This window comes from Cyclobacterium qasimii M12-11B, from assembly GCF_000427295.1.
Classification (GTDB): domain Bacteria; phylum Bacteroidota; class Bacteroidia; order Cytophagales; family Cyclobacteriaceae; genus Cyclobacterium; species Cyclobacterium qasimii.
On the sequence record NZ_ATNM01000097.1, the window covers coordinates 1 to 12,318 of the forward strand.

9 protein-coding genes are annotated in these 12,318 nt (G+C 36.7%); 8 read left to right on the forward strand and 1 reads right to left on the reverse strand.

Annotated elements, in window-relative coordinates; genetic code table 11:
* The 8 genes from ADICYQ_RS28465 to ADICYQ_RS27405 form a co-directional block, all read left to right on the forward strand.
* The coding region (locus ADICYQ_RS28465) for a hypothetical protein (protein ID WP_040415627.1) at positions 1-224 on the forward strand (224 nt) is incomplete at its 5' end.
* A gap of 675 nt (positions 225-899) precedes the next feature.
* Entirely contained in the window at positions 900-2,474 is a 1,575-nt protein-coding gene (locus ADICYQ_RS10135; RefSeq protein WP_020892240.1) for a hypothetical protein, read from the forward strand.
* A gap of 209 nt (positions 2,475-2,683) precedes the next feature.
* Entirely contained in the window at positions 2,684-2,881 is a 198-nt protein-coding gene (locus ADICYQ_RS10140; RefSeq protein WP_020892241.1) for a hypothetical protein, read from the forward strand.
* Positions 2,882-3,144: 263 nt separating this feature from the next.
* The gene (locus ADICYQ_RS10145) at positions 3,145-4,941 is read left to right on the forward strand and encodes a right-handed parallel beta-helix repeat-containing protein (protein WP_146947323.1); all 1,797 of its coding nucleotides are present in this window, start codon (positions 3,145-3,147) and stop codon (positions 4,939-4,941) included.
* Positions 4,942-5,213: 272 nt separating this feature from the next.
* Positions 5,214-5,588, forward strand: a complete 375-nt coding sequence (locus tag ADICYQ_RS10150) for a BlaI/MecI/CopY family transcriptional regulator (protein ID WP_020892243.1) — start codon at positions 5,214-5,216, stop codon at positions 5,586-5,588.
* Complete coding sequence (locus ADICYQ_RS10155) at positions 5,581-7,002, forward strand: M56 family metallopeptidase (protein WP_020892244.1); 1,422 nt, start codon at positions 5,581-5,583, stop codon at positions 7,000-7,002. The genes ADICYQ_RS10150 and ADICYQ_RS10155 overlap by 8 nt, the downstream gene beginning before the upstream one ends.
* A 473-nt stretch (positions 7,003-7,475) precedes the next feature.
* Complete coding sequence (katG, locus tag ADICYQ_RS10160) at positions 7,476-9,749, forward strand: catalase/peroxidase HPI (protein ID WP_020892246.1); 2,274 nt, start codon at positions 7,476-7,478, stop codon at positions 9,747-9,749.
* A 180-nt stretch (positions 9,750-9,929) separates the two neighbouring features.
* Positions 9,930-10,091: a hypothetical protein gene (locus tag ADICYQ_RS27405; RefSeq protein WP_020892247.1), complete on the forward strand. Its 162-nt coding sequence runs from the start codon at positions 9,930-9,932 to the stop codon at positions 10,089-10,091.
* 131 nt (positions 10,092-10,222) lie between these two features.
* Here ADICYQ_RS27405 and ADICYQ_RS10165 read toward each other — a convergent pair whose 3' ends face one another.
* Positions 10,223-11,398: a dicarboxylate/amino acid:cation symporter gene (locus ADICYQ_RS10165; RefSeq protein WP_020892248.1), complete on the reverse strand. Its 1,176-nt coding sequence runs from the start codon at positions 11,396-11,398 to the stop codon at positions 10,223-10,225.
* Positions 11,399-12,318: the final 920 nt, after the last annotated feature.

Below are 12,318 nucleotides of genomic sequence, written 5' to 3' on the forward strand. Positions count from 1 at the left end.
AAAGAGAATATAGTCATAGAACCTGTAAGGTAATTGCTAAAATTAGTAATGGTTTAAAAGCATTTGATAAGAATTATTATATAAAGGGGGATACCCTATTTCCAAAAAAATGGAAATATTGGGGGAATGATGATTTGTATATTTTAAGTAGATATTTTAAAGCAAATTTTGTTACTGTAACGTGGATATTAGGATTGATTACAATCTTAATTTTATGGCTTTAACCTTAAGATTAATAGATGGGCTCTAACATCTATTACATTGAAAAGTAGCCTACACTTTAGGTTAGGACTTCCTATTCAGCCTGTATTAAGGTGGGAAAAAGAAAATCTTTCAAAATCTGTTTTACAATTTTTTTTTCAATGATGCATGATTTATTAGTTTATGATGACTAGGTTTTATCAGGCATAATTGTAATATTTATTTAGAGATATTATAATATTTAAAGATTAATTAAACCTTTTTAAGGTGGTATAGTAGAGATTACCTGAATTTTTTTTTGATAACTTACTTTTCTCCCACAATTATAAGCAAACCTAAATACCGTTTCGGATTGATTTTTTTAATATATCAAGAAGTGGTTTTTCAATCCATCCTCAATATTCACCTGTAAAACATTTTTTTACATTTAAAATACAAAAAAGTTGGTTTAAAAATAATTTAATTATTAGTTTTGCCATCTGTTATTCTTTCTTCAAATAGATTTGATACCGTCTAATCATTGGATTGGGCTTTAATTAGGCTGGGTACATATCTTAACGGTAGGAAGTAGCAGAAGGTGGGAATGAGTAAAGTGTAAGGAATTGTAGCTGTTGGTTCTTTTTTGAATAAAGTAGCTGGATTTTTTGACTTTTATAAGCGTGTTATTTTAAATAATTTTTAACAAAAACTTTAAGAGAATGAAAGTAAAATTTTACTTGGTGGCATTGATTTTCTTGGCACTTAATCTTGACTTGCTTGCACAAGAGAAGACAATAAACGTGGAAATTACAGATCCTACTTCAAGAGGACTTTTAACTGGTACAATTGGCGTTATTGGTACGGCAGAAGATGGATACTTTTTATTGCGAGCCATTTCCAAAGGTTTTTCATTGTATGGAGTGGGTGTAGGTACCAAAGGGGTGTTGGTTGTCGAAAAGTTTAACAAAGACTATGTACTGGAAAAAAGCAGAAAAATAGAAGACATTCCGATGACTGTCATGAATAAGGCCAATGACAAAAGTTTTGAGTTTTTTTACCAAGACAGCAATAAAGGCATTTGGTTGTTTTATTCAGATGAATCCAATGATAAAAACCGTTTGTTCAGGAAAAAACTGGACCAACATACCTTAGCTTTTGGTGCGCCAATATTGGTTTCTGAACAGCCTATTGTAGACAAAAAACTGGACAGAAGATCAAGCTATAGTATTGTCCCTTCTGAGGACAATAGCAAATTTGCTGTTTTCTCCTTTGTGGGTAACAAGAGCAATGAAGGGTCCGAAGCATATGTCGAAGTGTTTGATTCCTCGATGAACTCCGAATGGCAAATGAACACCAGCATACCAGAATACAATAAGGGTGGATTGGATACGAAATTATATGGTATTATAAAATCCTTAAATAGCAATGGAAATGTTCGCCTTTCTAATGAAGGGGTGTTTAATATGTTGAGTAAGGTGGATATAGTAAAAGGGGGCAATGAATTTATGCACTTCATGTATTCATTTTATAGGGGAATTGATGATCCAGTCATTAATTATTTGAAAAACACGGACAAATACCTTTTGAGAATGTCACTGGTTCAGGACAAGAACAAGGATGTTAGATTGGTTGGTTATTACTCCAATGATAAGAAACTTAGACAAATTGATGGGATGTTTGTTCAGAGTTTAAACCCTTTTACTTTGGCAATAGACAATGAAAAATTCATCCCATTTTCTGACCAAAATAAAATGGATTTTTTATACCAAAGTGAGGAATACTTAACCGGTAAAGACAAAAGAAAAGTAGAAAAGGGGAAAGAAATGGATGTTCCTCCCAATACTTATATCAAGTCGATTTTTGTCAATGATGACAATAGTATTACGTTGTCTTCAGAGTATTATCAGGCCTATACCTATAATGGTAAACTGTATCATGTTAACGAAGATTTTCAGTTTACCAACATCTCGGAAAATGGTGAAATCAATTGGATTCAAAATTTCAACAAACGACAAAAAGACATTAGCCTGCATACGAATGGTATTTACCAAATGTATGAAAATGGCACCATTTATTTTATTTACAATGAGCCCCTTAAAAAGGAAATTCATGTAGGTCATATAAATAGTGACGGGGAAATAAGTTCTAAAACGGTTTTGAAATCTAGGAAAGGTGGTGAATTGAAGAGTTTTTGGTTGGTTCCTGGCACCATATCAAGAGTAGGAGATAACACTTATGTAGGAGTAGCCGCCAAATTTTTTAAAGAAAGATTGGTGAAAATTAAGATTGAGTAGTTTATAGCAACATCATTACTTCTAAAACCAAATATTAAATCACTTGTTACCATGGGCTTAAAGCCTCTGGTAACAAGTGATTTATCCTTTCATTAAAAAAGTAAGAAATTAAATTATCAGGCCTTAGGCTTTCAAACTCCCATATCTATAACGATTTTACTTAAAATTGCTTCTGGTTTTGTTAAATTGGTAAGGATAACATAGCGGAAATGGCAATTGAAAGACACTTACTGAAAGGCACATTAAACCAGTACATTGAGGCAATATTTCACTTTAAGGATTTTATGACTAAACATTCTATTGAGCGTGTAGTTCCTACCGGGAATGTATTTATCATTTTTGAGTTAGATGGCTTCCTTAGAAACACCTATGACAATGAAATTTTAAAACCGATAGCCTTTATTTGATAAGTTCCTTATTCAATAATTTTTATTTGTTATGATTCCTAAAACTGTTTTTGCCATTTAACTTTCAGTTTGTTGTAACTGCCCTTAAGTTTAATATTTTTTATAACTCTTTAAGAAAATCTCACTCATTTTGTCAGAATTATTTATAGTATTTTTTTGTAAAAGCACTTATTGGAGATAAAAATTAATTAGCTTAATTTCAGATGAATTTTATCCTAGTTTCAGGAATTTCATTTTCAATTAATAATTTACCCAATAACCACATGAGATCAATCCCATTCCTGTTGACCATAGCCTTAATTTTTAGCTATAATTTTAGTGTTGCTCAAAATGAAGCAACGAAGGAAGCATCTGAATCAAGCCAAAGTGTTTTTTATATAAAAGAGGTTCTACAAGATGGAAAAGGGGATTTTGACCCTTGGAATACCCAACGCTGGTCTGCTTGGTACAATGAAAAGGGAGAAATAATACGACAGTTTGATGTGGATACTTCTGTTAAATTCAAATCAAGAAATGAGCCTTGGTTAGTGAAGATTAGTGAGAAGTTTACCAATAAATCTCTTTTTACCATCGCCAAACAAGGCATAGTAATGGATGGCAATGGACTGATCATGGATGTGAGAACCGAAAGGCAAAAGCTTCCCCTTGATGAATTGTATGCTTTAAAAAAGGAGCCATGGACAGATGGAAACGAACTTAGGGGAATTTTTTATAATCTTCCCCAAATAGAAGGAATCCAAGCCACAAAAATAAAGAATTTCACGTTTATGGGCTGGAAACGAGGCATTAAAATCAATGGCACAGGTGATCAGGAACAGCACCGGTTGATTGTGGAAAATTGCGTTTTTACTCGAAACAAGATTGGGTTCTATACGAATGGTTACAATACACTTTTGAGGAATTGTGACCTCTTTGAGAATGGCTATGGGGCCATTTATTCAGGAAGTCGCAGTCGGCGCAATCAATTTATTGGCAATACCTTTCGAGACAATACTTTGAGTCAAAATCAACATTCCTATGGGGATTTTATAGGTGATACTTTTTTTGACAGTGAAATAAGCAGCAATACGTTTGCTAAATCCCATATAAAAACCGATCAAAGGAGAATTGGGATTTCCATGTTCAGAAATATGGGGGAAAGCAATAATTTGAGGGAACAGATGCCCCACAATAACATTATTCGTGGCAACCATTTTGATGGTTATTCGGTAGCCATTCATATAGGTTCACGCATGGGAAGGGACACAAGAAATGACATTACGGACGAGGGGCGTGACTATGCTTTTTATAACCTTATAGCGGACAATACCATTGAGAATTCAACCATCGGAATAAAAATCAACACTGAAGGAAACACAATCAGTGGCAATGCCTTCACCAATGTAGAAGAAGAAATTGTTTTGCAATGTGTGTTCTTTAAGCTAGAGAATACCACGATCAATTATCAAAAAGATGATGAAGTGAAACTCTGGTATGTCACCGAAGATTATGCCCAGTATTCGGATTGGTTCAGGTTTCAGGATGATCTGAATGGAAGTATCAAAAAGGAAGAGAAATTGATTACGGTGTTTTCGCAAAGGGAGGGTCCTAGTTTCTCGCAAAACCAAGATGAAAATTTTAAGCTTAATCCGGTAAAGGCCAGTGGTAAAAACCTCCTGGAAGACTACAGGCTAGGCGTTCCTATGGCCACTGCTACTGGAGAGTTCAGTTTGGATTTGCCGGGGAACGAGTTTGTTGCCATCTGGGATCAACCAATTTCACGTATCAATGAAAAGGATTATTACAGCATCTTATTTTTTGACGACAAGGGTACGGAGATCAACAGGTGTGGAAGGTCTGAGGTGAAATGGAAGGAGATTGCTGTAGGATACTTTACTAAAAAAGAGGGGGAAATGGAAGTTGCCGCCATTCCTGCAGAAGCAATTGAAGGCAAATACCCTGTGTATATTTTTGACCGGGGATTTCAGGTTCCTAAAGAAATCCTATATGGGGACAATGAGAATCCAGATATTACCATTAAGACAGATATGAATCAGGAGCTTATGGTGCTGTTTCAATAGCGCTAACCCAAATTGATGTAGTGAATGAAATTTTGTTTGTTTAAAAGGAGAGGCTTTATCGAAGCTTATAGCTTAACATTCTATGGTGATGTTTATTGTGGCTTTTTGTATTCTGGGGCCAGAGCTTTTCTTGTTAACCAACCATACCGTTTTTAGGCTACAATAGTCAATCCATGGCATTTATTCTATTTGGGAAATATTTTAACGCATATTAACGTTATGAAACGCACACATGAGTTGTATAACTCATGTGTGCGTTATATATTTATGCTATGAAAGAATTAACGCAAAGAGAATTGGCAGTATTGGAGATTCTTTGGGAGATAGAAAGCGGTTTTGTAAACGATGTGCTTGATAAGTTTCCAGACCCAAAGCCCCCCTATACAACGGTGTCTTCCATAATTAGAATTTTGGAAACCAAAGGATATGTAAATCACAAGGCCTTTGGAAAAACCCATGAATACGCACCTTGCATTTCTAAGGTTAAGTACAAAAAAGGGTTATTGAAAAATATGGTCTCTCATTTTTTTGAGGGTTCTTTTGATAATGTGGTGTCCTTTATGGCCAAGGAAAACGAACTAACAGAAAAAGAGATTACAGAGATTTCTACCCTTATTGAACATTATAAAAACAAGGGCAATGAATAACTGGCTAGTTTATTTGCTTGAAGTTTCTGTTTGCCAGATCCTATTTGGTCTTCTTTATTGGACTGTCTTTCGTAATCTTTCTTTTTTTCAGGCCAATAGGGTCTTGCTGTTAACAGTTACCATATTAAGTTTTATCATTCCGCTATTAAGTATCCCTTTTTGGAATGCACCTGCAAGTGAGGCATCACTGACCGTTTTTCAGAGACTTCAGCATATAGAATTGGCATTTGTACCAGATAAGCCCTTGTCAACGCATGCTACTGGTTTTAATGTTAACTGGTTGGTGACCATTTTGGGTTTGGTTTATTTAATTGGGTTTTCATATCGCCTTTGGAAACTCTTCAGTGGAATTATCGCGGTTGTAAAACTTACCCGAAAATATGAATCCTACGAAGAGGATGGCATTAAAATCATATACATAAACAGTGGCCCCTCATTTTTTTCGTTTTTGAATTATATATTCATTAACAAGAGCCATTTAGCTATTTCAGAGGAGGAATTTTCTCAAGTAATTGAACACGAAAAAACACATGTTACTCAGCGACATACCCTTGATAACCTCCTAATGGAAGTGTCTATCCTAATATGTTGGTTTAACCCAGTCTTAAGGCTTATAAAAAAGGAGCTCAACAACGTCCATGAATATTATGCCGATGCAAAAGCCTCAGCATTCAAAGGAAATAATGAAAGCTATTCTAAGCTCATTTTAAAACTTGCCTCTAACAACGGGAGTAGTTTATTAACGCATCAATTTTCAATGAACACTATAAAAAAACGAATCATTATGCTAAATGAAACAAAATACAATAAGCGTATCGCGCTACGATACATGCTGGTGGCGCCATGTTTAATCCTGCTATTGGTAGCATTTTCCTTCGTCCAAAAGAACCCCAATTCTCCTGAGATTCTTGCTAGCTCAGAAACACCCCATGTAATTGGAAGTATATCTTGGGAAGGGAATACCCTTTACTCCGATGATTATTTGTCTGGATATTTAGGGCTTAAAAAAGGGGGTCAGTTCAATGAAGAGGGAATTAATGAAAGTCTTTCCTACCAGCCGGAAGGAGGTGATCTAGGTTCTTTATTTATGGACCAGGGTTACCTGTACTTCACTATAGAAATGAAAAAAGAGATCACAGGAAATAAAGTTGATATAACTTTTGAAATTTCAGAGGGAAAGGTATCGGTAATTGACAAGGTTTTAATTACTGGAAACAATAAGGTGCCAACTGAGCAAATCCTGAAAATGGTAGATACTGTGAAGGGTGAACTGTTTAGCAGAAGTAAGCTGGTGTCTTCTCAAAAGAAGATCATTGAATCAGGTCTATTTGATTCAGAAAAGCTTACTCCTAATATTATTCCTCATCCAAGCGATGGAACGGTAGATATTGAATTTAATGTAGTAGAGCTTTAACGAGTACCAACAGCCATTCCCACCAATTATTCTTTCAAGTTTGTTTTGGGATCAGGGAGTGGCTGTTATTTTTATTGACTATAACTAAAAGTGTGATATATCAAAAAATGATTTTTTAGATTTTACCATAGTATTGATTTTTTCTTCGCTCTATTGCTGAAATTCTATAAGAAATTACTATTTTGTAATTGACAATGAACAGCTTATGCGATTGTTTCCAGAAATTGCTTTTTAGCATGGGGTACTGAGGGAAGTAATATAAGTCTATTTCAATAATTACGTTAAATAGGTGCATTTAGGTTAACTATCCTGATTTTTTGAGAGAATCTTACACCTGATGAAAATTTCACGGTTAGGATTTGTTTAAAAAAACATAAGGGTAGAAAGAGTGTTATGAATACCATTTGTATAAATAAATGAGCGAAAGCTCAAATTGAATTTGTAAAAGATTTAAAATAATAAACTTTTCAACTATGGACAATAACAAAAACCCGAAATCATCAGAGGATGAAAGCAAATGCCCACACCATCCAAATCAGGAGGAAGGAGTAACCATTGCTGAAGGCAACGATAATTCGTCTTCCAATGGCGGTTCTGCTGGTAAATGCCCTGTGATGCATGGCGGAAATACTTCCACCAAAGCATCTGTTATGAGTTGGTGGCCTAATGCCCTTAATCTTGATATCTTGCATCAACATGATGTTAAAACAAATCCTTTAGGGCAAGATTTTGATTATCATGAAGAACTTAAAAAACTAGATGTTGAGGCATTAAAAAAAGACATGCATGCCTTAATGACCGATAGTCAGGATTGGTGGCCGGCAGATTGGGGACACTATGGAGGATTATTTATACGAATGTCTTGGCACTCCGCAGGATCCTACCGTATTTCTGATGGTCGTGGTGGTGGTGGATCAGGAAATCAACGCTTTGCACCGTTAAATTCATGGCCTGACAATGTAAGTCTGGACAAAGCAAGAAGATTGCTATGGCCGATTAAAAAGAAATATGGAAATAAAGTTAGTTGGGCTGATTTAATAATTTTAGCAGGGACCATTGCTTATGAGAGCATGGGATTAAAAACCTATGGTTTTTCTTTTGGACGGGAAGATATTTGGCATCCTGAAATGGATACTTATTGGGGAGCTGAAAAAGAATGGTTGGCACCTAGTGACGAACGATATGATAACGTAGAAAACCCTTCTACAATGGAAAACCCTTTAGCCGCTGTACAAATGGGGCTAATTTATGTGAATCCAGAAGGGGTTAATGGCAAACAAGATCCTTTAAAAACAGGCGCTCAAATTCGTGAAACGTTCGCAAGAATGGCAATGAATGATGAAGAAACGGCAGCCTTAACTGCAGGTGGACATACAGTAGGCAAAACACATGGCAATGGGGATGCAAGTATATTGGGGCCTGCCCCTGAAGCTGCGGATGTAGAAGAACAAGGAATGGGCTGGCACAATCCTACCAAATCCGGAAAAGGTCGCTATGCAGTAACAAGTGGGCTAGAAGGTGCATGGACTACCCACCCAACAAAATGGGACAATGGGTTTTTTGACATGTTGTTCAATCACGAATGGGAGCCTCGTCAAAGTCCTGCTGGTGCGTGGCAGTGGGAACCGGTGAGTATCAAAGAGGAAGACAAACCGGTGGATGTTGAAGATCCAAGTATCCGTCTTAATCCAATGATGACGGATGCAGATATGGCCATGAAGGTAGATCCCATTTATAAGGAAATCTGCTTAAAATTCATGAAAGATCCTGAATACTTCTCAGATATCTTTGCACGTGCCTGGTTTAAATTGACGCATAGAGATATGGGGCCAAAAGTAAGGTATTTTGGTCCGGATGTGCCACAAGAAGATTTGATTTGGCAAGATCCCGTTCCAACTGGAACTACTGGCTATGATGTACAAGCCGTAAAAAATAAAATAGTTGCTTCAGGTTTATCTATTTCAGATAGGGTAGCTACCGCCTGGGACAGTGCACGTACTTTCCGTGGTTCAGATATGCGTGGCGGCGCCAATGGTGCCCGCATACGTTTAGCGCCTCAAAAAGATTGGGAAGGCAATGAGCCACAACGTTTGGCACATGTTTTATCTGTCCTTGAGCCAATTGCAGCTGAATTTGGGATTAGTATAGCTGACACCATCGTACTTGCAGGTAATCTGGGTGTAGAGCAAGCTGCTAAAGCAGCCGGTCATGACATTACTGTTCCATTTTCACCTGGTAGGGGAGATGCTACAGATGAGATGACGGATGCAGAATCTTTTGCTCCTCTGGAACCATTGGCTGATGGGTATAGAAACTACAGCAAAAAAGACTATGTTGTCAGTTCAGAAGAATTGATGCTAGATCGAACACAGCTAATGGGATTAACTGCACCAGAAATGACGGTGCTTGTTGGGGGAATGCGCATGCTGGGTACCAATTATGGCAATACCAAGCATGGTGTCTTTACCGACAATGAAGGTGCTTTAACCAACGATTTCTTTGCCAACTTAACCGATATGGGGAACGTTTGGAAACCGAAAGAGCAAGGACTTTATGATATTTGCGACCGCAATACAGGAGAAGTAAAATGGACAGCTACCCGTATGGATCTGGTGTTTGGTTCCAATTCTATTTTGCGTTCGTATTCTGAAGTTTACGCACAAGACGACAGCAAAGAAAAATTTGTAAATGACTTTGTGAAGGCCTGGACAAAAGTAATGGATGCGGATCGATTTGATTTGAAGTAAAGAAAAAGACGTTAGCGTTAATTGTGTGAAAATAATGGCGGCTTCGATTCTGTATCGAAGCCGCTTCTTTATTTTCACGTAACGATGCTTAGGATTTCTCTATTAAAATTTGCTGTTTATTAGCGTTAGTCTAATAGGTCAAAGGTTAAGAAAACGCTAAGCTAAGTTTTAAAGAGTTTTATGGGATTCTCAAAGCTCAATAAAAGAAGAGATTTTGGCGGTATTGTTGCAGAAAAAAAGCAACAATACCGCCAAAATCGTGTTGTGCTCATCGTTTTACCAGGGGCTGATGCCTCTGGCTATAATCATTTCACCCCTGTCTGGGTTTTTAGGATTCGTTGAATTTAACAGTTAAAATCACTATAGAGTGTGATTTTAAGCTATTAAGCTATAGGTTGAATTAGGTGATAGGGTTTGTAGCTTCTTTCCCGTTTTTCAGTAAGGGATTCAGTCACTTATTTGCTGGTTCAGTTTTAAGCGGCCAACTTTTCTTTTGTTACTTTATCTAAAACGATGGCAATAGCGCCGTCGCCGGTAACATTACAAGCAGTACCAAAACTATCCATAGCGATGTATAAGGCAATCATTAAACCTATCATCTCTTCGTTAAACCCTAACATAGATTGAAGGATGCCTACAGCAGCCATTATGGCCCCTCCTGGAACTCCTGGTGCTGCTATCATGGCAATTCCTAATACAAAAATAAAGCCCGAAAAGAGCGCAAAAGTAAATGGCATCCCAAATAATATCATTAATGCCATGGCACAAGCAGTGATTTTCATTATGCTCCCGGATAGGTGAATAGTTGCACATAATGGAATGACAAAACCTGCAATTTTCTCTGAAACACCATTCTTAATTGTTTGTTCCAAGGTCACAGGAATGGTGGCTGCAGAAGATTGTGTGCCCAATGCCGTAAAGTAAGCAGGCATCATCGTTACCAATAGTTTAAAAGGATTTTTCTTCGTAACCAACCCTGCAATGGTGTATTGAAGCAATAATAGTAAAATGTGCAAGGCGAAAATGACGCCGATTATGCTTATAAATACGGATAGAATTGAAAAGACTTGTCCGCTAAATGACATGCTTGCAAATATGCCTAGGATGAATAGTGGCAAAAGCGGGATGATGACATTCTCTATCACTTGCATGATGATTTTCTGAAAGTCTTTAACCACCGATTTTAAACTGGAATTCTCTTGATAGGAAAGCCCTATGCCGATCACAAAAGCAAGTACCAAGGATGACATCACATCTAGTAAGGGTGGTATAGTAATGCTAAAGTAGGGCGTTAATTGCGGGCCCTCCCCGGCAATTGGGGCAACATCATTAACATGTGATGCCAAAAGCATTGGAAAGAGGTTGGATGTTGTGAAATAGGTCATAAACCCAGAAAATAGAGTCGAACCATAAGCCACTGCGGCGGTTAGCAATAATAACTTACCGGCCCCTTTCCCTAAATCAGCTATGGCAGGCATTATTAATCCCATGATAATTAAGGGGATAGCGAAATTTAGAAACTGTCCGAAAAATGCATTGAATGTGGTAAATATCCGATTGATTGATTCCGGGAGGTATTGCCCGAAAATAAGTCCCAATACTATGGCCAGAAAAACTTTAAACAGTAAGTTTGAAAATATTCGCTTCATAATTTATGCTATATGATAGGGAATCTCGTCCCAAAAGTAATTTTACGTTTGCTAATATACAGCCATTGTCAGAAAGGAGCATTTTCTAGCATGGCTTATTTTGTGTGAAATGCGTATAATACCTTATGGCTTTAATTGCCAATTTCTCAATGAGACCGTATTTCTATTTAACATCCCTTAAATAAATTGTTCATTGTCAATAGGTGTCAGTTACCTGTTCAGTTATCGTAGGGCCTTTAAAAACAAGGGGAGAATTAGCATTAATGCGATTTTAAAGGAATAATAAATTAATTAACAATTTGTTATTCAGTGTTCTACCTGTTATTGTGGGTTTTGATACAAAAAGCCCCAAAGCTTTGAGCCATTACTTTAATTTATTGAATGGTGTGATTATTCCAGACGAGGACTTTCAAAAACACATTTTCCCAGCAGTAAAACAGCTTTTTTTGGCAAGTTTAAATGTGGAATTGAATAAATAATTATGACAAATGTAACAAAAGCAGTATTTAAAAAAATGTATGGCAACTTTATTGGCGTTAAATTAGAGGTACTTATTCATGATAAACTTTAGAATGAAAGTTTCCCTACAGGTAAGGAGAACCAAGACGGTCCTAAATATCGTAGATTGAGGTGCTAATTGGTAAATTGCCCGAAGCTATAAGTCGCAGCTTGAAAGAGGGGAGATCAAGTTGAAGTATCACGAATCAATTTATGTCGCAATTTAAAAGTGAAAATCAGAAGAAAACACTAAAATTGTACCTTGGGATACAATTTTAGTTGCCTAAATACCTTAACTTAATAGTATTGTGGATTAAGTAGACGACATTGCAGCTTAATTGGAATAGTTTCATTTGAGGGAATTGATAAATCGATTTGTAGTATTTAATTTACCTGGAAGTTGACTCTTTTCAGGGTCTATT